This window comes from Streptomyces sp. NBC_00457 (genome assembly GCF_036014015.1).
In the GTDB taxonomy this organism is placed as follows: Bacteria; Actinomycetota; Actinomycetes; order Streptomycetales; family Streptomycetaceae; genus Streptomyces.
Genome location: NZ_CP107905.1, coordinates 5712702 through 5730761 on the forward strand (window position 1 = coordinate 5712702; position 18060 = coordinate 5730761).

Below are 18060 nucleotides of genomic sequence, written 5' to 3' on the forward strand. Positions count from 1 at the left end.
CTGCTCACGCCCTCCGCCAAGCGCTGAGCAATTCCTCGGGGCCGTACACCGCTTGGAGCCCGGAACAGCTGATCCCGTTGCGGGAGACCGCCACGAGCGGAACGGGCTCGTCGGTGATTGCGGCGCGGTGCTTCTGCAGCGCGGCCAGATCGTGGCTGTCGAACACGGAAGTCTCCAGCCACTTGACCGAGCCGAGGAAGAGCAGTTGCTTGGCCACCGGTTGCCGGTCGGCGCCCACGAGGTCGATCTCGACGTCGTTGCTGCGGGTCCAGTACCCGCCGATCACCGGGGCGGCGGGCAGGAGCCCGTCCGGCAGGAGACGAGCGAGGGATTCCCGGACCAGCGGTTCGATCGCTCGGCCCCGCCAGCTCGTCCACTGCTCCTTGATCCGGGCCAGAGTGAGATCTCCTCGCATTCGCTCGATCTCCGCCATGTGCGGATCCAGGAACGCGAGCCAGAACCGCAGGTAGGGGTCGGCCACCCGGTAGCGACGTTCCTTCGACGGCCGCATCGAGAGCGGCAGCTCGGCCGCCACCACCCGTTTCCCGGTCAGGACATCCGTGGCTCGGGTGAGGGTGGTGTGTGAGATGCCGCCGGCGGCGCGCGCGATGTTGGTGAACGTTCGCTCTCCGCTTCCGATGGCCCGCAGCACTTCCCGGCTCATCGCCTGTGGTGGGAACTCAGCGGCCAGTGAGCGCTCGGCGGAGACCAGCAGCGCCGAGATCGGGTTGTCCAGCGAGTCGCGGAGGAACTCCCAGACATCCGCTCCGGCCCGCCACTCCGCGCAGATCAGCGGGAGACCGCCCGTGATGAGAGCGGCGTCGAAGGCGTCGGCGGGCTCAAGCCCGAGCATCTCGCCGATATCGGCCGGGTTCAGAGGCCCCACGACCATTTCCCTCCCCCGTTGATGATAGGGGCGGTCGTAGCTGTTCAGAGCCTCCATCATCGACAGGTCGGATCCGACCAGGAGGAGGAGTACCGGCTTGCGGCTGAGCAGCCGGTCCCATGCCCGCTGGAGCATGCCCTCGAAGGCGTCGATGCGGTCCATGAGATACGGAACCTCGTCTATGACGACCACGCTCGGGCTGTCATCGGGCAGGATCTCCGCGAGCAGCCTGAATGCCGCATTCCACTGCTCCGGGGTCTCCTCCGCAAACAGTTCCCGCTCCGGCAGCGTCGATCTGGCGACGGCGTCGAGCAACTCCGTCAGTTCGTCCTGAGCCGTGCCGCCCGCGGCGGTGAAGAAGAGGTACGGCGTCCCGGTGCGCCGGAGGAACTCCTCGACGAGGCTGGACTTGCCGACCCGCCGCCTCCCCCGCATGAGAACGCACTGGCCCGGCTTCGCCGACCCGACGGCATCGCGAACCGCCTGCAAGGCGTTGCCGAGCACGTTCAGCTCGCGGTCCCGCCCGATGAAACGACGCATGGCGAGCCTCCCGTTGAAGATGGTATCGACAGAGATACTATCGTGATCGATACCATCCCCCTACTCAGTGTCCCTGCTCCTTCTCGCCCGTGAAACCGGCTGTCATCCCTACGGCTCCGACCAGGGAGACAAGTGCGAGCAGCAGGGCGATCGAGTTCTGGGCGGCGGTGTGCCCGCTGAGCCGCACTAAGAAGACGTCGGCGTTCGGCTCCTGACCGTCCACACCGGGCTCGTGCTCGTGCGAGGAGACGTGTGGGACCACCGCGCAGCCGAGGACAGCGCCCACCACGGCCACGGCCGCGATGGTTCCGCGTCTGCTCGGTAGCGTCGGTTCGGCCGCTCGCAGCCGCAGGGTCAGCACCCGCAGGCAGAGCGCCAGCAGGGGGAGCAGCAGCCCGTCACCCCATGTGGCACTCCGGAAGACAAAGAGGCCGGGAAGCCCTGATGGATGGTCCCCGAAGCTCCAGAAGAGCAGCAGCGCGACATACCCGGAGCTGAAGATCGCCAGAGGCCAGAGGGCGACACGCCATTTGGTCATGGTCATCGAGGCCCCCCGAAGTTGGACGAAGCCAGACGATCGCCCACCAATGCGCGGAGCCAAGTTCTATCGCTCTTCCTGGCTCGCCCGGAAGGTCGCCGATGCCAACTGAGCCCCGGAAGCATCCCCTGTGGGCAGAAACAAGAACAACGAGGTTCGATAAGCACGCCGAAGGGCCCCATCGCAAGCGGTGGGGCCGTTCGACATCGTGCCCGGTGAGGCACTGGCGGAGGATACGAGAGGGAAATCGACGTTCGGGCGAGCGGTACAGATGAAGGAGCTGTGGCGGCGGCCTTTGCTGCGGCTTGCGCACAGGCTGTGGATCGCGCGAAGGATCCAGGTAAGTACGGCGACGGCGACGGGCGCTAGTCGCCATTGAAGTGGGTGGGCTGCACCGGGAACGGTGGCAGCCCACTGCTCGTTACGGGCCCGTAGACGGGCCGTCGGCGTGGTGTTGAGGACTGCTCGGTGTGCCTCCCGCCGCGAAGAGGGCCGCGGCGGTGGAGGCCAGCGCGAGGGCGATGAACAGGCCGGGATAGCCGCCGAGCGGTCCGGCCAATGCGGCTCCCGCGAACGGTGCCAGGGCAGAAGCGATGGTGGCCGGGGCGGCCAGCAGCCCGGACAGGCGCCCGTAGTGCGTCGTGCCCCACCGGTCGGTGACGGCCGTGGCCTGGAGCAGGGTGAGGTTGCCTCGCACCATGCCGGCCACGATCGCGATGCCGACAAGGAGAGGGAAAGGGCCGGAGACCATCGCGAATGCGGCGGTGGTGATCCCGCCCAGACCGATCAGGAGGACGGTGCGAGTCGTGACGCCGGTACGGCGGGCGAGGGTGGTGTACAGAGTGCGGCCGAGGGTCTGTCCTGCGCCGCCCAGACCGAGGGCCCAGGCGGCGGCCGTCGGGCTGGCCCCACGTTCGATCAGCAGGGGCACGAGGGCGATGACGACGGCATACATGGCGAAGCTGTTCAGTGTGAGCGCGGTGGCGAGCATCAGGAACGGGCGGCTGCGGATCACCGAGCTGTTGGGGGTGTCCCGTTGGGAGGGCGACGTTGGCGCGGGCGGCCAGGGTGCTCGTAGCGCGAAGGCGTGAGCGGGGATGGTCACGAGGGCCAGGATCACCGCGAGTACGGCGTACGTGGTGCGCCAGCTCAGGTGCTCGGCGAGCGTGGCGGTGAAGGGTGCGAAGGCGGTGGAGGCCAGGCCCCCGGCGAGGGTGACGACGGTGAGGGCGCGGATGCGGTCTTCGCCCCACCAGCGGGTGAGGGCGGCGAAGGCGGGTTGGTAGAAGGTGGCGGCCATGGCCACGCCGGCCAGCAGCCAGGCGGCGGTGAAGACCGCGAGGTTGGGTGCGTAGGCGATGGCCAGGACGGCGACGACGCCCAGGACGGAGCCGGTGGTCATCACGGCGCGCGGGCCTCGGCGGTCGAGGATGCGGCCGACGGGGATGCCGGTGAGGGCGGACACGAGGAGCGCGCCCGAGAAGGCTCCGGTGGTCGCGGTCGCCGACCAGCCCGTGGCCGCGGTGATCTGGGGGTTCAGCACGGGGAAGGCGTAGTAGACGATTCCCCAGCTGGTGATCTGGGTGGCGCACAGGGCGGGCAGGGCGGCGCGAGGCCGTGACCGGTCTCCCGTTCCGGTCACGGCCTCGCTGGTGTGGAGGTTGGTCATCGGCGGATCAGCAGCAGCCGCCCGCGACGGACGGTTCCTTCGCGCCGGCGTCGGTGTCGGTGTCGGCCGGGCCGGTGCAGCAGGTGCTGCCCTGTTGCTTGGCCAGGGAGTCGGCGTCGGCCTTGACGACGTACACCTCCCAGGGTTCCTGGCCGGGGCCGTGGACCCAGACCTTGTCCTGGAGGGCGTAGCAGCAGGTGGTGTCGTTCTCCACGTCGGTGGCGAGGCCGGCCTCGCTCAGGCGGGAGGTGGCGGCGTGGACGGCCTCGGTGCTGTCGACCTCGACGCCGAGGTGGTCCATACGCGTTTCCTCACCCGCCGCGGCCTCAATCAGGACGAGCTTGAGCGGGGGCTCGGCGACGGCGAAGTTGGCGTAGCCGTCGCGGAGTTTGGCGGGCTCGGTGCCGAGGAGCTTGGTGTAGAACGCGATGGACGCGTCGAGATCGGGGACGCGGAGGGCGAGCTGTACGCGGGACGACATGGCGAACCTCCTTGGATGGGTGTGGAGTTCAGCAGCTGCCAGAGGTGGTGGCCGGGGCGCCGAGGCCGATCTGGAGGGTGGCGGGGGCCGCGCAGCATCCGCCGCCGTCGCTGCTCTGCGCGGCGTCGGGGTCGTCGAACAGGCCCGCCCCACCGCACACTCCGGTCTCCGGCAGGGTCAGCTCGACGCGCTCGGCGGCCTCCTGGTCTCCGGCGAGTGACGCGGCGATGGAGCGGACCTGCTCGTAACCGGTCATCGCCAAGAACGTGGGCGCGCGGCCGTAGGACTTCATCCCGACCAGGTAGATGCCCATCTCCGGATGGGACAGCTCGTTCACGCCGTGCGGATACACCGTGCCGCAGGAGTGCACGTTCGGGTCGATGAGCGGGGCCAGCGCGGTCGGCGCCTGGAGGCGCTCGTCCAGGCCGAGGCGAACCTCGGAGAGGAAGGACAGGTCGGGGCGGAAGCCGGTCAGCACGATGATCTCGTCGACGGGGTCGAGGCGGCGGCCGTCTTCTGCGACGAGCACCAGGCGGCCGTCGACGTCGCGCTCTACGGCCTCGGTGCGGAACCCCGTGGCGGCCGACGCGTGGCCGCTCTCGACAGCGGCCTTGGCACGCAGGCCGAGGGCACCGCGGGCCGGAAGCTCGTCGGCCTCGCCGCCGCCGTACGTGGAGCCGGTGATCCCGCGACGCAGGATCCACACCGCGTGCGTGCCCGCCTCCTCCTTCGCCAGGTCTGCGAGATAGGCCAGCGCCGTGAAGGCGGAGGCCCCGGAGCCGACCACCGCGGTGCGCTTGCCGGCATAGCGAGAGCGGACCGCCGGGTCCTTCAGGTCCGGGACGCGATAGGAGATGTGCTCGGCGGCTGCCTTCTCCCCGAGGGCGGACAGGCCGTCCGCGCCGATCGGGCTGGGCACGGACCACGTACCGGAGGCATCAATGACGGCGCGGGCGGTGATCCGCTCCTCGCGGCCGTCCGCGTGTGTGACGTGCACGGTGAAGGGCTGCTCGGCACGGCCCGAGTCGACGATCCGGTCGCGGCCGGCGCGGGCCACCCCGGTCACTGTGGCGCCGTAGCGGATCTTGTCGCCGAGGGTGTCGGCGAGCGGCTGGAGGTACTGCTCGGCCCAGTCGCCGCCAGTGGGATACACCGACCCGTCGGGGCGGACCCAGCCGGTCGGGGCGAGCAGCTTCTCGGCGGCGGGGTCGGTGACCTCGGACCAGGGGGAGAACAGCCGGACGTGCGCCCAGTCTCGTACGGCTGTGCCGGCGGATGGTCCGGCTTCCAGGACCAGCGGTTCGAGGCCGCGCTCGGTGAGATGGGCGGCGGCGGCCAGGCCGATGGGGCCTGCTCCGATGACCACGACGGGCAGCTGGTCGGTGGTGGTGGGCGCGTTCACAATGTTCCCCTTTATTTCGACACCTGTCGATGTCCTACGGGCAAGCATGGCACCTGATTCGACAAGCGTCAACATAGACATCCGTCGAATTCAGTCGCCCGTGCAGCGAGTCGACGTCCTTGTGAGCGGCGGCTTCGCGGCTCACGCCCGGTTGCGCCGGACGAGCGTCGCGACGAGTCCCGTCGCCATCAGCGCAACGACGGCAGCGACTGCCCCGTATCCGAAGGCGTCGGCCACGGGCCCGCCGAGCAGCGGAGCGAGCAGGTAGCCCAGGATGCCGATCTGGGACCACAGCACCATGGCTGTCACGATGCGCTGTGCCGGCACGGCGTCGAGGAGGACGCCGGTGGCTCCGGTGTTGGCCAGGCCGATGCCGGCCCCCGCTATGGCGAGTGCCGCGATCCACACCGGTACAGCTGAACTGGCTCCGGCGGCCGCGAACCCGGCAACCACCAGCACGGTGGAGGCCGGCAGCACCCGCCGCGGCTGCCACCGGGCCGCCACGACTCCGGCCACCGCCACCAGTACCGACGTCGCCGCATACATCGCCCCGATCTGGGACTGGCCCAGCCTGGTGCCGAAGTGCAGCGGCAGTACCCCTTCGAGCGTGCCGAGCGACATCACGGCGAAGGCGATTCCGACGCCGGCCGCCCGGAATCCGGGTGAGCGCAGAGCGCGCCGGTCGGTGGTGAAGGCGCCCGTCGACGCGGGAAGCCGGAGCGTCAGCACGGGCGCGACCGCAAGGAGGACGAGGGCGAGGTAGGCGGCGAAGGGGCCCCTCACCCCTTGGATCGCCCCGAGCAGCGGGCCCAGAAGGCCGCCTGCAGAGTAGGCGGCGTAGATGCGGCTCATGCACACGTACTCCTGGCCGGGCCAGGCGGCCAGGGTGGCGAAGGTGATCCCCAGCCATAGGCACCCCGAGCCCAGGCCCATCACCAGACGGGAGACGGCGAAGACGGCAAGACCGGTGCCGAAGACGAACCCGAGGCTGCCCGCAGCGACCAGCAGCAGTCCCACCAGAACCAGCTGTGCCGGACTGCTGCGCTGGACGACAACCCCGCCCAGCGCGAAACCTGCGACCATCCCCAGCGGGAACATGGCGACCAGCATTCCCATCGCCGTGGCGCCGGCCCCGGTCTGCGCGGCCAGGCCGGGAAGCACCGGTGCGATCAGGCTGTACCCGGCCGCGTCCAGCGCGCCCAGCCCCAGCAGCAGCGCATAGACGGCACCGGAACGGATCGGTGCCCGCTCAACCGCTCCGGCATCCGTGCTCATCAGCCGCCTCGCCGTCGTCCGCGCGCCGCACTGCTTCCGCTCCGAGCGGGTGCGGGGCGCCCCATGACGACATCGGCGGCCGAGGGGAAGGCTTCGACGCACTCCTCGTTCAGCCGGTACCGGCTGAACGAGCCTTCCCGCTCGACCAGCACGAAGCCCACCTCCGCCAGCCCCTTCAGGTGATGGGAGACCGTCGACTGCCCCACCTCCACCTCCTCGACGATCTGGCCCACCGTCAGTGGCTCACCGCTGCGCGCGAGCAGCGTCACGATCTGAATGCGGGTGGCATCGGCCAGCGCCTTGAACCAGGTGGCGTACTGCTCGGCCTCGGAACGTTCCAGAAGTTTGCTCATCGGTAATCGACGATAACCGATGAGCTGGCAATGGGACAGAGGGTAGGACCGCGCCCCCGGGCCCTCTGCCCCTCGCTCACTGGTTCGACGTATGTCAACATAGATGCATGTCGAATACGAAGGTGCTGCCGCTGCTGGAGCCGGAGGTCCCCGAGGCTGTGGCACCGTGCTGCCCGCCGCTGACCGAGCGCCCCTTCACCGCCGAAGAGGCCGAGCGGACGGCGAAGATGTTCAAAGCGCTCGGCGATCCGGTGCGGCTGCGGCTGTTCTCCGCCGTGGCCTCCCACGAGGGTGGCGAGGCGTGCGTGTGCGACATCTCCGACGTGGGCGTGTCCCAGCCGACCGTTTCCCATCACCTGAAGAAGCTCAAGGAGGCCGGGCTGCTCACCTCCGAGCGGCGCGGCACCTGGGTGTACTACCGGGTCGAGCCGTCCGTGCTGGCGGCCATGGGCAAGCTGCTGACGAGCGCATCGGCTGCAGCCTGACCACGATCAGGAACCTGGGGCAAAACCGCGTCCATTCCGCCTGCCGCGTCTACGCGACCGCCATGCGTCGGCATCCGTGCAATCGGCGGGTGTGAACGCATCGGACGACACCATTGCCGCCGACGCGACGTGGTCCTCCTTGAAGGGCGCTTCCCTGCTGCCTGCTTGCAGAGCTCCCAAATGCCGGGGCCGTTGTCAGTGCCCGCGTGGATGATGGGGCGATGAGTATCGACGTCGAGTGGGCGCGCGGCGAGCTGACGCGTTTCTTGGAGCTCACCGAGCTGTACCGCCCGCCGGACCCGCCTGGCATGGTCGTCTTCAGTACCAGGAAGTCCAACCGCGGCAAGTCGGCGGACATCATCGCGAGTGCCCACGCGGTCGAGCAGATCCTCGACCGTGTCCTGCCGGACTGGCGTACCGAGATCTCCACCAGCGGAAACCAGCGGATCAACCGCTGGTATCAGCACCGCGAAGCCGCCCAGCGCGCCGATGCCGCCCTTCAGCGGGACGCTGAGATCCGGGAGCGCCTGGGCGATGCCGCGCCGCGACTGAGCGCTGCGAGCCTGCACCCTTGGGTCTGGTCTGCGGCGAAGGCGCTGTGGCGGGACGGCCACTTCCGGGAGGCAGTCACCGCTGCGGCGAAGAAGGTCAACCGCGAAGCGCAGAACAAGGTCGGCCGCCGGGACGTAACCGAGACCGCCCTGTTCCAGAGCATCTTCTCGAAGGACGACCCCAAGCCAGGGCAGCCGCGGCTGCGTTTGATGATCGACGACGGCAGCGACACCTTCCGTAGCCTCCAGCGCGGCGCTGCCACCTTCGCCGAAGGCTGCGACGCCGGCATCCGGAACCCCAACAGCCCGAGGACGGCCTGCCGGAGCTGCCCCAGCACGAGGCGCTCGAACAACTGGCTGCTTTCAGCGTCCTGGCTCGCTGGGTGGACACGGCCACGCTCGCCACGTGACCGCAGACCGAGGCGCTCAGGACAGGAGTTCAGCGATCTGGCGGGCCATGTCCCGGGCCGGCCGTCCCACTCCGATGAGCGTGGCGGAGGCCGGACCCGTCCAGTCGCCGTAGCCGAGCAGGTGCAGGCGCGGTTCGTCCACGGCCTGGGTGCCCTCGGTGGCGATGTGGCCGCGTCGGCCGCGAAGTCGGAGCGGGGCGAGGTGGGAAAGTGCGGGCCGAAAGCCGGTGCACCAGATGATCGCGTCGGCTGCGGCGCGGGTGCCGTCTGCCCACTCGACGCCGCCGGGGATGACGCGCGTGAACATCGGGCTGACGCCGAGTAGGCCGCGGTCTCGGGCCTCGCGTACGAGTGGGACAGCGACGATGTCCCCAAGTGAGGCGACGCCGCCCGTGTCCGTGCGCCCCTCGTCCAGGGCGCGGCGGCGGGCGGTGGCCGCGTCGAACAGCGCACGCCCGTCGATGTCGTCGGCGAGGAAGCGCGGTGGGCGCCGGGTGACCCAGGTCAGTTCCGTGTCGTAGGCGAGGTCGGCGGCGATCTGGGCGCCGGAGTTGCCCCCGCCCACCACGATCACACGGCGGCCCGCGAAGTCGGCGGGACTGCGGTATTCCACCGTGTGCAGCTGGCGGCCCCGGAAGGCCGCGCGGCCGGGAACGGCGGGGAGGAAGGGCCGCCACCAGGTGCCCGTCGCGCTGATCACGGCGAGGGTGTGCCACGTGCCGGAGTCGGTCTCCACCCGCAGGAGCCCACCGTCCCGGTGGACGCCCAGGACTCGTACCGGCCGCTCGACGGGGAGTTCGTAGCGCTTCTCGTATTCGGTGAGGTACTCCACCACGTGCTGCGCGTCGGGGTAGGTCTCGCCGCTCTGCGTCGGCATGAGGCGGCCAGGCAGCGAGGAGTACGCGGCCGGGGAGAACAGGCGTAGTGAGTCCCAGGTGTGCTGCCAGGCGCCGCCTGGCGTGGTCTGGGCGTCGAGGATGACGAAGTCGAGGCTGAGGCGGCGCAGGTGGTAGCCGGCCGCAAGCCCCGCCTGGCCGCCGCCGATCACCACCACCTGCGTCCTGCGGCTCATTTGGCCGATCGTCCGCGCATGAAGATGAGGGCCACCAACACCAGCCCGACCACGCCACCCACGAGTTGCATGCCGATGAAGCCCAGCAGGGAACCCGGCGCGATGCCAGCGAAGGTGTCGGTGAATGCGCGGCCGATGGTCACCGCCGGGTTGGCGAAGGACGTTGACGAGGTGAACCAGTACGCGGCGCCGATGTATGAGGCGACGGCCACCGGGGCGAAGCGCAGCTGGTCGGTGCGGGCCAGGCCGAAGATCAGCAGGATCAGGCCGGCCGTGGCGACGACCTCGCCCAGCAGCAGGTGTCCCGCGGAGCGGTCGTGCGTGGACCACTCCACCAGCGGCTTGCCGAACATCGCGTCCGCCAGGATGGCGCCCGCGATCGCGCCGACGATCTGCGCGGGCACGTACACCGCGGCCTCGCGCAGCGTGACCCCGGCGCCTCCGCGTCGCGCCGTCCACCACTCGGCCAGGGTGACGACCGGGTTGAAGTGCGCGCCGGAGACCGGGCCGAGCAGGAGGATCAGGATGCCGAGGCCGAAGACGGTGGCCGTGGAGTTGGCCAGCAGCTGCAGGCCGACGTCCTTGGTCAGTTCGGTGGCCTGGATGCCGGAACCGACCACGACCGCCACCAGCAGCGCGGTGCCTATGAGTTCGGCAGCGGCGCGGGCGACCAGGGGGTTACGCGGCGGGGTGGCTCCCGGCGCGGGCTGCGGCTCGATGCCGGCGGCTATGGCGGCCTCCCCGGCTCTGTCGTGCTCGGTGGCCTCGGTGGCGGTCAACAGGACTCCTCGGTGCAGTCGCCGAAGCGGCGGGTATCAGGGGCAGGACCGCTTGACGTTGTTCTCGGCGGTGGCGCGCGCGGTCTCCGCGAGGTCGGCGAACTGACCGGCGAGGGTGGCGATGACGTCGGGCTTGAGCCGGTAGTAGGTGAACCGGCCGCAGGGCTCTGTCTCCACGACCCCGGCCTCGCGCAGCACCTTCAGATGGTTGGAGAGGTTGGTCTGTCTGGCCCCCGTCTCCTCGATCAGGTGCGTGCTGCAGAGCGTCTCCTTGGCGAGCAGGGTGACGATCTGGAGGCGGAGCGGGTCCGCCAGGACCCGCATCAGATCAGTGTCGACTGACGTCATCATGCGCTGATACTCTCACATCAGTGGTGACTGACACCATCGGGTGCTGATGTGCTTGTGCCCTCTTCTGTCGCCTGCCAGGCGCGAGATCAAGAGAGACCTCCTGATGTCCGACAAGCCCTCCGTGCTCTTCGTCTGTGTCCACAACGCCGGCCGTTCCCAGATGGCCGCCGCGTGGCTGACCCACCTGGCCGGGGACCGTGTCGAGGTCCGCTCTGCCGGTTCCAACCCGGGCGACGGCGTCAACCCGGCCGCCGTCGCGGCCATGGCCGAGGTCGGCATCGACATCTCCGCCGAGGTCCCCAAGATGCTCACCGTCGACGCAGTGAAGGAGTCGAACGTCTGCATCACCATGGGCTGCGGCGACACCTGCCCGGTCTTCCCCGGCAAGCGGTACCTGGACTGGCAGCTGGAGGACCCGGCGGGCCAGGGCGTCGAGGCGGTCCGCCCGATCCGTGATGAGATCAAGGTGCTGGTCGAGGGCCTGATCAAGGAGATCGCGCCGGAGCCCCAGGCATGAGCACGGCGACCGACACGACCGCGGACATACGCAACGTCATCGTCATCGGCTCCGGCCCCGCTGGATACACCGCCGCCCTCTACACCGCCCGCGCCTCGCTGAAGCCACTGGTCTTCGAGGGCGCGGTCACGGCCGGCGGTGCGCTGGTGCAGACGACCGAGGTGGAGAACTTCCCCGGCTTCCGCGACGGCATCATGGGCCCGGACCTGATGGACAACATGCGGGCCCAGGCCGAGCGCTTCGGCGCCGAACTCGTCCCCGACGACATCGTCGAGGCCGACCTCACCGGCACCGTCAAGACCGTCACCGACAGCGCCGGTACGGTCCACCGGGCCAAGGCCGTCATCGTGGCGACCGGCTCGCAGCACCGCAAGCTGGGCCTGCCTGGCGAGGACGCGCTGTCCGGCCGTGGCGTGTCGTACTGCGCGACCTGCGACGGCTTCTTCTTCCGCGAGCACGACATCGTGGTGGTCGGCGGCGGCGACACGGCGATGGAGGAAGCCACCTTCCTCTCCCGCTTCGCCAAGTCGGTGACCATCGTCCACAGGCGCGACACCCTTCGGGCCTCCAAGACCATGCAGGACCGGGCGTTCGCCGACCCGAAGATCTCCTTCGCGTGGAACCGCGAGGTCGCCGCAATCCATGAGGACGGCGGCAAGCTCGCCGGGCTCACCCTGCGCGACACCGTCACCGGCGAGACCTCCGAACTCGCCGCCACCGGCCTGTTCGTCGCCATCGGCCACGACCCGCGCACCGACCTGGTCACCGGCCAGCTGGACCTGGACGACGAGGGCTACCTCAAGGTCGCCTCCCCCTCCACGCGCACGAACATCCCCGGCGTCTTCGGTGCCGGTGACGTGGTCGACCACACCTACCGGCAGGCCATCACTGCGGCCGGCGCCGGCTGTGCGGCAGCCCTCGATGCCGAGCGGTACCTCGCCGCCCTGAGTGACATCGACGCCGCGGACGAACCGGTCGTAGCCGCCGTCTGACCAGCTGGAGCAACATCATGGCTCTCAAGAGTGTCACCGAGGACTCCTTCGAGCAGGACGTCCTCACCAGCGACAAGCCGGTCCTGGTCGACTTCTGGGCCGCCTGGTGCGGCCCCTGCCGACAGCTCGCCCCCTCACTTGAGGCGATCGCCGCCGAGCACGGCGACAAGATCGAGATCGTCAAGCTCAACATCGACGAAAACCCGGCCGTCGCCGCCCGATACGGCGTCATGTCGATCCCGACGCTGCACCTCTACAGGGGTGGCGAGGTCGTGCAGACCATCGTGGGCGCCAAGCCGAAGGCCGCACTCGAACGCGAACTCGCCGACCACCTCGCCTGACACGCGACGCCGGTGGGCACCCGTAGCGCCCACCGGCGCCCTCTTTCTCCGATCTCCGACGGAGGTATCCCGGTGGCCAGCAAACGCATCGTCGCCATCGGCGGCAGCGACGCCGGCATCAGCGCGGCTCTGCGCGCCCGCGAGCTGGATCCCAACAGCGAGGTCACCGTGGTGGTGGCCGACGCCTACCCGAACTTCTCCATCTGTGGCATCCCGTACTACGTCTCCGGCGAGGTCGGCCACTGGAGCGACCTCGCCCACCGCACCCTCGCCGACCTGAAGGCCACCGGCATGCAGGTGCGCACCGACACCCTCGCCACCGGCATCGATGTGGCCAGCAAGCAGCTGGTCGTGCGCGACGCCGACGGCCGCACCGAGGAACTGCCGTACGACGCACTTATCGTGGGCACCGGCGCCGTCAGCGCCCGCCCGCCGATCGAGGGCCTTACAGGACCCGACGGGCTCGGCCCGGCCGACGGCGTCCACCTGCTGCACAGCATGGGCGACACCTTCGCCGTGATGCAGAGCCTGGCCGCCCGCCGCCCGAAGACGGCCGTCGTCGTCGGCGCCGGCTACATCGGACTGGAGATGGCCGAAGCCCTCACCACCCGCGGTATCCACGTCACCCAGATCGAGGCCCTGCCCGAGGTCCTGCCCACCGTTGACCCGGAACTCGGCGCCTTCGTCCACGCCGAACTCACGGACCACGGCGTCGAGGTGCTCACCAGCACCACCGTCTCAGCGATCGCCCGTGCCGCCCCCGGCAACGTCCTCAACGTCCAGGCCACCAGCCCCGACGGCACGGTCTTCACCCGTAGTACCGACCTTGTCCTGGTCGTCGTCGGCGTACGCCCCGACACCGCCCTCGCGGCCGACGCCGGAGCCAACCTCGGCGCGAAGGGTGCGATCGAGGTCGACGAGTACATGCGCACCTCACTGCCCGGCGTGTACGCGGCCGGCGACTGTGCGGTCACCCACCACCGTCTCCTCGGCAGAACCTGGCTACCGCTCGGGACGACCGCCCACAAGCAGGGCCGCATCGCCGGCGAGAACGCCCTCGGCGGCCACCGCTGGTTCGCGGGCAGCCTCGGTACCCAGGTGGTCAAGGTCTTCGACGTCGTCGCCGCCCGCACCGGCCTGCGCGACCACGAAGCCGCAGCCGCCGGAAGGGGCTGGACAGCGGCAACCACCGCCAGCCACCCCGACGACCACAAGGCGTACTACCCCGGCGCCACCCCGATCTCCATCCGCATCACCGGCGACACCTCCAGCGGCCTCCTGCTCGGCGCCCAGCTCGTCGGACGGCGCGGCGCGGAGATCTCCAAGCGCGTGGACACGTACGCCACCGCCCTCTTCCACGGCATGCCGGTCGACGGCATGAGCGAACTCGACCTCTCCTACACCCCGCCCCTGGGCTCTCCCTGGGACGCCGTCCAGGTCGCGGCACAGGCATGGATGAACGAGCACCACCTCGACGTCCAGCGCCGCATGGTCGCAGACCTACCCGGCAGCCAGCCCTCGTGATTGACCTTCGCCGACTGCATTGACAGCGGTCATTAGCTCAATGAAAATTGACTCAATGAACGTTGAGTGGTCTGAGTCGGTGATGGCGCGAGCACAACGGCACGCGGCACTAGGAGAACCCGCCCGCTTGGCGATCATCGATCGGCTGCTGCTGGGCGATGCATCGCCCGGCGAACTCGGCCAGGAACTGGGCCTGCCCAGCAACCTCCTGGCCCACCACCTCAAGCTGCTCGAGCAGGTCGGCCTGATCGAGCGATCCCGCTCCGAAGGAGACCGACGGCGCACCTACCTGCGCCTGCACACGCAAGCCCTGGCCGACACCATGCCGACACCCCTGCGGACGGCGCCCCGCGTGGTCTTCGTCTGCACCCACAACTCCGCCCGCTCCCACCTCGCCGCGGCCCTGTGGAAGCGCCACAGCACCGTGCCCGCCACCTCGGCGGGAACCCAGCCCGCGTCACGCGTCCACCCCCGCGCCGTCGCAACCGCACGCAAACACGGCCTGTCCCTGGCCCACGCCCGCACCTCCCACATCGACGAGACGCTACGCCCGGACGACCTCGTGGTCGCCGTCTGCGACAACGCCCACGAACAGCTCGGCCCCCGGGCCCCCGACCGCCTGCACTGGTCGGTCCCCGACCCCACCCGCACCGGCACCGACGACGCCTTCGCCGACGCCCTGAGTGATCTCGCCGACCGGGTCGACCGGCTGGCACCCGCCGTACAGCCTCCTGGAGGCAGCGATGACTGAGACCGCGCCCGTCCCGCACCGCAACCTGAGCATCGACCAGCAACTCGCCCTGCGCACCGCCGCCACCCACCTGCGCCGCCAGTTCGACGGCACATTCGGCGAGGAGACCATCGAACGCTTCCTGAACTCCAGTTACGACCAGTTCGCCGGCCGCAGCACCATCCCCAACTACCTGCCGCTGCTGGCCGAACGGTTCGCGCGCCAGCGGCTGCACGCCCTGGCCAAGGTCGAGGGCCACATCACTGACGGCAAGCCCGTCGTGCTCTTCCTCTGTGTCCACAACGCCGGGCGCAGCCAGATGGCCATGGGCTTCTTCCAGCACCTGGCCGGCGAGGGCGCCGTCGCCTGGTCGGGTGGCTCCGAGCCGGGAAACGAGATCAACCCGGCAGCCATCGACGCGATGAGCGAGCGCGGCATCGACATCTCCCGCGAATTCGCCAAACCCTGGACCGACGAGATCGTCCGCGCCGCCGACGTCGTCGTCACCATGGGCTGCGGCGACGCCTGCCCGGTCTTCCCCGGCAAGCGCTACCTCGACTGGACGCTGGACGACCCCGCAGGCAGGGACGTCGACGACGTCCGCCCCATTCGCGACGAAATCGAGCGCCGCGTCCGCGGACTCCTCGACGAACTCGGTGTCCCGGCACAGTCCTGACCGCCCAGGGCGCACGGAGGCCGGACCCGCACAGCTCGGTCGCCGTACGAATCAACCGTGCTGTGCGGGCAGCCAACGATCGAGGTAAGCGCGGAGCCCTTCGAGGTCTGCACCGCGCGCGACGTAACCGAGGTAGCCGTCAGGGCGTACGAGCCCCTGCACCGCGTCCGGCCACGGGCTCTCCCCGCCAAGCCGGTGCACGCTGACCAGGTCGTCCCGTCCGCGCAGGACCGAGGCGAAACGTTCGTCGGGCCACAGCGCGGGCGGTCCGGACAGAAGCAGGTGCCAGCCCGGCCCCGCACTTCGCGCTTGGAGCCCGCGCGGCAGGTCGGGCAGCCTGTCGCCCGCTCGCGGCCCCTTCCTCGGTGGCCGCGAGCCCGCACTGGAGGCGGGGCTTCGCCGATAGTGGATGCCCAGCTCGGAGACCGTACGGAAAACCCGCCCGCGCGGTCCTGTCGCGCGCAGCGCCAACGGGGCCAGGCGCGGGGCGAGCCGGGTGCGGGCAAGGCGGAAGAGCGGGTTGCGGCTGGTGCCGATCGTGAAGGCGCGGTCGGTGAAGCGCAGCACGCTGCGGCCGACCGGGGCGCGCTCGATCTCGTACGTGTCCAGAAGCTCCGTCGGTGCCCTGCCCGAGCAGACGAGGGCGAGTTTCCAGCCCAGGTTGAGGGCGTCCTGGATGCCGGTGTTCATACCCTGGGCGCCGGCCGGACTGTGGATGTGCGCCGCGTCGCCGGCAAGGAAGAAGGGGCCCGAGCGGTAGTGGGCGGCGCCGCGGTTGTTGAGCCGGAAGTCCGTCATCCAGACCGGGTCCCGCAGGACCAGCCGGTCGGAGGTGTACTCGTCGGTGATCTTCTGCAGGAGCCCGAGCTTCACCTCCGTGTCCGGGGTCCCCGGCGGACGCATCGCGAGCATCCGCCAGGTCGCCGGCGAGCCGAGCGGGAAGAAGAACACCATCCCGGAACCGGTCATGTACGTGTGCACCGCACCCGGCTCCAGGCCGTCGACCTCCAGGTCGGCCAGCAGGAAGGTCTGCGGATAGGCATACCCCTCGAAGCCGATGCCCGCCTGCGTGCGGACGGTGCTGTGCGCCCCGTCGCAACCCACGACGTACCGTGCCTCCACGGTCTCCTCGGCACCGTCGCCGCGCCGAAGCCGGCAGGTGACGGCAGCCCCCTCTCGCTCCAGCCGGACCAGCTCCGTGCCCCGCTCGATGACCACGTCCTGCCCCGCGAGATGCTCCGCAAGGATGCTCTCTGTTTCCGCCTGCGAGAGGAACAGCAGGAAGGGATACGCGGTGTCGGCCAGCCCGATGTCGAACAACGCCAGCTGCACCACCCGCCGCGGCAGATGCATCCTGATCTGCATCGCGGGGTTGCCGCGTGCGACCAGTTCCTCTGTTACACCGAAGCCGGCCAGCGCCTCCAGGGTGCGCGGCTGGATGGCCAGTGCGCGCGATTCACGCACCCGGTCGAGGGACCGGTCCAGGATCCTGAAAGTGGTTCCATAGCTGCGCAGTTGCGCGGCGAGCGCAAGCCCTGTGGGTCCTGCACCGACCACCAGCACGTCCAACGGCGCCGTCATGAATCCACGGTAGTGCCCGGGGCCGCCGAATGGTTTCGGGCAGCCCGACTTGCAATCGGTACGCTGCCCACCACCGAGCAGCCGCTGCGGCTGCGCTTGGTGCTCACCGGCGGGCCGGGCATCGAGGGCAACGTTCGCGACCTGGTGGCCCGCGAGAGCGGCTGCTGCTCGTTCTTCACCATCACCGTCCGTGCCGGCTCGGAGTAGATCCGCCTGGACATCGAAGTTGATGCGGCGCACGTGGCCGTTTTGGACGCCCTCCAGACTCACCCGGGGACAGAGCGCGGATGATGGTCGACATGCGCATCCGCATCGACGCCGTCGACCTACCCGGTCTGACCTGCCCACCCGGAGCATTCGCCGACGACGACGTTCCGGCGTACCGCAACATCCACGTCGCCGTGCAACGCCGCGACCGTCCGGCTGAACTTCTCGATCCCAAGCCCGGCGACGCCGCCTCGGCGGCTTGGACCCTGGAGTGCACCACGACGGCCTCACCTGGCGGCACCGATGTGAAAGGGCCCTACGTTCAGGGCCGTCCAGGAGGCCGGTTCATCTACCTGTCGTGGGGCACCGTCGAAGACTCCGGCACTTTCACGATGTTCCGTCGCGCCAAGCTCATGCTCGACGCCGTGCCCGCCGAGGAACTCGAGGCTGCCACCCTCACCGGCCTGCTGGTGGGACGCCTCGGACTGACTGACGCGCGCGGCGGGCCTCTGTGCGCACGCGTCGTGCCACCGCGCATCACCTGGACCGCCGAATCCGCCTGACGAGGACCGACCGTCACCGTGAACCGGATCACTGTTCGCCGAGATCCGTACCCGTCCCATCACAACAACTGAGACCAACACTGAGACCACACACGACGAAGGGCCCCACCGCGAACGGTGGGGCCCTTCGACATCGT

General features: G+C 69.8%; 20 protein-coding genes and 1 pseudogene. 10 read left to right on the forward strand and 11 right to left on the reverse strand.

Features of this window, described 5'->3' with window-relative positions; genetic code table 11:
- Positions 1 to 4 precede the first annotated feature (4 nt).
- The 7 genes from OG828_RS26015 to OG828_RS26045 form a co-directional block, all read right to left on the reverse strand.
- Positions 5 to 1426 carry an ATP-binding protein gene (locus tag OG828_RS26015; RefSeq protein WP_328502474.1) on the reverse strand — a complete coding sequence of 474 codons (1422 nt, stop codon included), beginning with the start codon at positions 1424 to 1426 and terminating at the stop codon, positions 5 to 7.
- Positions 1427 to 1490: 64 nt separating this feature from the next.
- Entirely contained in the window at positions 1491 to 1964 is a 474-nt protein-coding gene (locus tag OG828_RS26020; protein ID WP_328502475.1) for a hypothetical protein, read from the reverse strand.
- 421 nt (positions 1965 to 2385) lie between these two features.
- Positions 2386 to 3633 (reverse strand): MFS transporter, encoded by a 1248-nt coding sequence (locus OG828_RS26025; protein WP_328502476.1) that lies wholly within the window; start codon positions 3631 to 3633, stop codon positions 2386 to 2388.
- A 7-nt stretch (positions 3634 to 3640) separates the two neighbouring features.
- Complete coding sequence (locus OG828_RS26030; protein ID WP_328502477.1) at positions 3641 to 4114, reverse strand: ArsI/CadI family heavy metal resistance metalloenzyme; 474 nt, start codon at positions 4112 to 4114, stop codon at positions 3641 to 3643.
- 28 nt (positions 4115 to 4142) lie between these two features.
- The gene (locus OG828_RS26035) at positions 4143 to 5516 is read right to left on the reverse strand and encodes an FAD-dependent oxidoreductase (protein ID WP_328502478.1); all 1374 of its coding nucleotides are present in this window, start codon (positions 5514 to 5516) and stop codon (positions 4143 to 4145) included.
- Positions 5517 to 5657: 141 nt separating this feature from the next.
- The gene (locus tag OG828_RS26040) at positions 5658 to 6791 is read right to left on the reverse strand and encodes an MFS transporter (RefSeq protein WP_328502479.1); all 1134 of its coding nucleotides are present in this window, start codon (positions 6789 to 6791) and stop codon (positions 5658 to 5660) included.
- Positions 6791 to 7144 (reverse strand): ArsR/SmtB family transcription factor, encoded by a 354-nt coding sequence (locus tag OG828_RS26045; RefSeq protein WP_328439854.1) that lies wholly within the window; start codon positions 7142 to 7144, stop codon positions 6791 to 6793. The genes OG828_RS26040 and OG828_RS26045 overlap by 1 nt, the downstream gene beginning before the upstream one ends.
- Positions 7145 to 7251: 107 nt before the next feature.
- Between OG828_RS26045 and OG828_RS26050 the strand changes: the two genes are divergently transcribed.
- Together OG828_RS26050 and OG828_RS49605 are read left to right on the forward strand one after the other, a co-directional pair.
- Positions 7252 to 7629 carry an ArsR/SmtB family transcription factor gene (locus OG828_RS26050; RefSeq protein WP_328502480.1) on the forward strand — a complete coding sequence of 126 codons (378 nt, stop codon included), beginning with the start codon at positions 7252 to 7254 and terminating at the stop codon, positions 7627 to 7629.
- A gap of 308 nt (positions 7630 to 7937) precedes the next feature.
- A pseudogene (locus tag OG828_RS49605) lies at positions 7938 to 8546 on the forward strand (TIGR02391 family protein); the annotation flags it as partial.
- Positions 8547 to 8606: 60 nt separating this feature from the next.
- Here the strand turns inward: OG828_RS49605 and OG828_RS26055 are convergent.
- Genes OG828_RS26055 through OG828_RS26065 form a run of 3 tightly spaced genes read right to left on the reverse strand, consistent with a single transcriptional unit; the run spans position 8607 to position 10792 of the window.
- Positions 8607 to 9662 carry an ArsO family NAD(P)H-dependent flavin-containing monooxygenase gene (locus tag OG828_RS26055; RefSeq protein ID WP_328502481.1) on the reverse strand — a complete coding sequence of 352 codons (1056 nt, stop codon included), beginning with the start codon at positions 9660 to 9662 and terminating at the stop codon, positions 8607 to 8609.
- A complete protein-coding gene (locus tag OG828_RS26060; RefSeq protein ID WP_328361680.1) occupies positions 9659 to 10441 on the reverse strand; it encodes an aquaporin in 783 nt (260 codons plus the stop codon). Before OG828_RS26060 ends, OG828_RS26055 begins: the two co-directional genes overlap by 4 nt.
- A 36-nt stretch (positions 10442 to 10477) precedes the next feature.
- Positions 10478 to 10792: an ArsR/SmtB family transcription factor gene (locus OG828_RS26065; RefSeq protein WP_328361683.1), complete on the reverse strand. Its 315-nt coding sequence runs from the start codon at positions 10790 to 10792 to the stop codon at positions 10478 to 10480.
- 103 nt (positions 10793 to 10895) lie between these two features.
- Between OG828_RS26065 and OG828_RS26070 the strand changes: the two genes are divergently transcribed.
- From OG828_RS26070 to OG828_RS26095, 6 genes are all read left to right on the forward strand, one after another.
- Positions 10896 to 11309, forward strand: coding sequence for an arsenate reductase ArsC (locus OG828_RS26070; protein ID WP_328439858.1), 414 nt, complete (start codon positions 10896 to 10898; stop codon positions 11307 to 11309).
- Positions 11306 to 12301 (forward strand): thioredoxin-disulfide reductase, encoded by a 996-nt coding sequence (gene trxB / locus OG828_RS26075; protein ID WP_328502482.1) that lies wholly within the window; start codon positions 11306 to 11308, stop codon positions 12299 to 12301. Before OG828_RS26070 ends, trxB begins: the two co-directional genes overlap by 4 nt.
- Before the next feature lie 17 nt (positions 12302 to 12318).
- Complete coding sequence (trxA, locus tag OG828_RS26080; RefSeq protein WP_328502483.1) at positions 12319 to 12642, forward strand: thioredoxin; 324 nt, start codon at positions 12319 to 12321, stop codon at positions 12640 to 12642.
- Between the two features lie 72 nt (positions 12643 to 12714).
- A complete protein-coding gene (locus OG828_RS26085) occupies positions 12715 to 14166 on the forward strand; it encodes an FAD-dependent oxidoreductase (RefSeq protein WP_328502484.1) in 1452 nt (483 codons plus the stop codon).
- A gap of 82 nt (positions 14167 to 14248) precedes the next feature.
- Entirely contained in the window at positions 14249 to 14917 is a 669-nt protein-coding gene (locus OG828_RS26090) for an arsenate reductase/protein-tyrosine-phosphatase family protein (RefSeq protein ID WP_328442406.1), read from the forward strand.
- Positions 14910 to 15572, forward strand: coding sequence for an arsenate reductase ArsC (locus OG828_RS26095; RefSeq protein WP_328439861.1), 663 nt, complete (start codon positions 14910 to 14912; stop codon positions 15570 to 15572). The genes OG828_RS26090 and OG828_RS26095 overlap by 8 nt, the downstream gene beginning before the upstream one ends.
- A 51-nt stretch (positions 15573 to 15623) precedes the next feature.
- Here OG828_RS26095 and OG828_RS26100 read toward each other — a convergent pair whose 3' ends face one another.
- Positions 15624 to 17153, reverse strand: coding sequence for an FAD-dependent monooxygenase (locus tag OG828_RS26100; protein ID WP_328502485.1), 1530 nt, complete (start codon positions 17151 to 17153; stop codon positions 15624 to 15626).
- 12 nt (positions 17154 to 17165) lie between these two features.
- Between OG828_RS26100 and OG828_RS26105 the strand changes: the two genes are divergently transcribed.
- Both OG828_RS26105 and OG828_RS26110 read left to right on the forward strand, forming a co-directional pair.
- Positions 17166 to 17360, forward strand: a complete 195-nt coding sequence (locus OG828_RS26105; RefSeq protein WP_328502486.1) for a hypothetical protein — start codon at positions 17166 to 17168, stop codon at positions 17358 to 17360.
- 92 nt (positions 17361 to 17452) lie between these two features.
- Positions 17453 to 17923 carry a DUF5990 family protein gene (locus tag OG828_RS26110; protein WP_328361705.1) on the forward strand — a complete coding sequence of 157 codons (471 nt, stop codon included), beginning with the start codon at positions 17453 to 17455 and terminating at the stop codon, positions 17921 to 17923.
- Positions 17924 to 18060: the final 137 nt, after the last annotated feature.

What these genes read in the sequence shown, in the direction of transcription:
- OG828_RS26110 (WP_328361705.1), top strand. Translation starts at nt 17,453, where the DNA reads ATGCGCATCCGCATCGACGCCGTCGACCTACCCGGTCTGACCTGCCCA.
- trxA (WP_328502483.1), top strand. Translation starts at nt 12,319, where the DNA reads ATGGCTCTCAAGAGTGTCACCGAGGACTCCTTCGAGCAGGACGTCCTC.
- OG828_RS26040 (WP_328502479.1), bottom strand. Translation starts at nt 6,791, where the DNA reads ATGAGCACGGATGCCGGAGCGGTTGAGCGGGCACCGATCCGTTCCGGT.
- trxB (WP_328502482.1), top strand. Translation starts at nt 11,306, where the DNA reads ATGAGCACGGCGACCGACACGACCGCGGACATACGCAACGTCATCGTC.
- OG828_RS26025 (WP_328502476.1), bottom strand. Translation starts at nt 3,633, where the DNA reads ATGACCAACCTCCACACCAGCGAGGCCGTGACCGGAACGGGAGACCGG.
- OG828_RS26090 (WP_328442406.1), top strand. Translation starts at nt 14,249, where the DNA reads ATGGCGCGAGCACAACGGCACGCGGCACTAGGAGAACCCGCCCGCTTG.
- OG828_RS26070 (WP_328439858.1), top strand. Translation starts at nt 10,896, where the DNA reads ATGTCCGACAAGCCCTCCGTGCTCTTCGTCTGTGTCCACAACGCCGGC.
- OG828_RS26055 (WP_328502481.1), bottom strand. Translation starts at nt 9,662, where the DNA reads ATGAGCCGCAGGACGCAGGTGGTGGTGATCGGCGGCGGCCAGGCGGGG.
- OG828_RS26030 (WP_328502477.1), bottom strand. Translation starts at nt 4,114, where the DNA reads ATGTCGTCCCGCGTACAGCTCGCCCTCCGCGTCCCCGATCTCGACGCG.
- OG828_RS26015 (WP_328502474.1), bottom strand. Translation starts at nt 1,426, where the DNA reads ATGCGTCGTTTCATCGGGCGGGACCGCGAGCTGAACGTGCTCGGCAAC.
- OG828_RS26100 (WP_328502485.1), bottom strand. Translation starts at nt 17,153, where the DNA reads ATGACGGCGCCGTTGGACGTGCTGGTGGTCGGTGCAGGACCCACAGGG.
- OG828_RS26095 (WP_328439861.1), top strand. Translation starts at nt 14,910, where the DNA reads ATGACTGAGACCGCGCCCGTCCCGCACCGCAACCTGAGCATCGACCAG.
- OG828_RS26045 (WP_328439854.1), bottom strand. Translation starts at nt 7,144, where the DNA reads ATGAGCAAACTTCTGGAACGTTCCGAGGCCGAGCAGTACGCCACCTGG.
- OG828_RS26065 (WP_328361683.1), bottom strand. Translation starts at nt 10,792, where the DNA reads ATGATGACGTCAGTCGACACTGATCTGATGCGGGTCCTGGCGGACCCG.
- OG828_RS26050 (WP_328502480.1), top strand. Translation starts at nt 7,252, where the DNA reads ATGTCGAATACGAAGGTGCTGCCGCTGCTGGAGCCGGAGGTCCCCGAG.
- OG828_RS26020 (WP_328502475.1), bottom strand. Translation starts at nt 1,964, where the DNA reads ATGACCAAATGGCGTGTCGCCCTCTGGCCTCTGGCGATCTTCAGCTCC.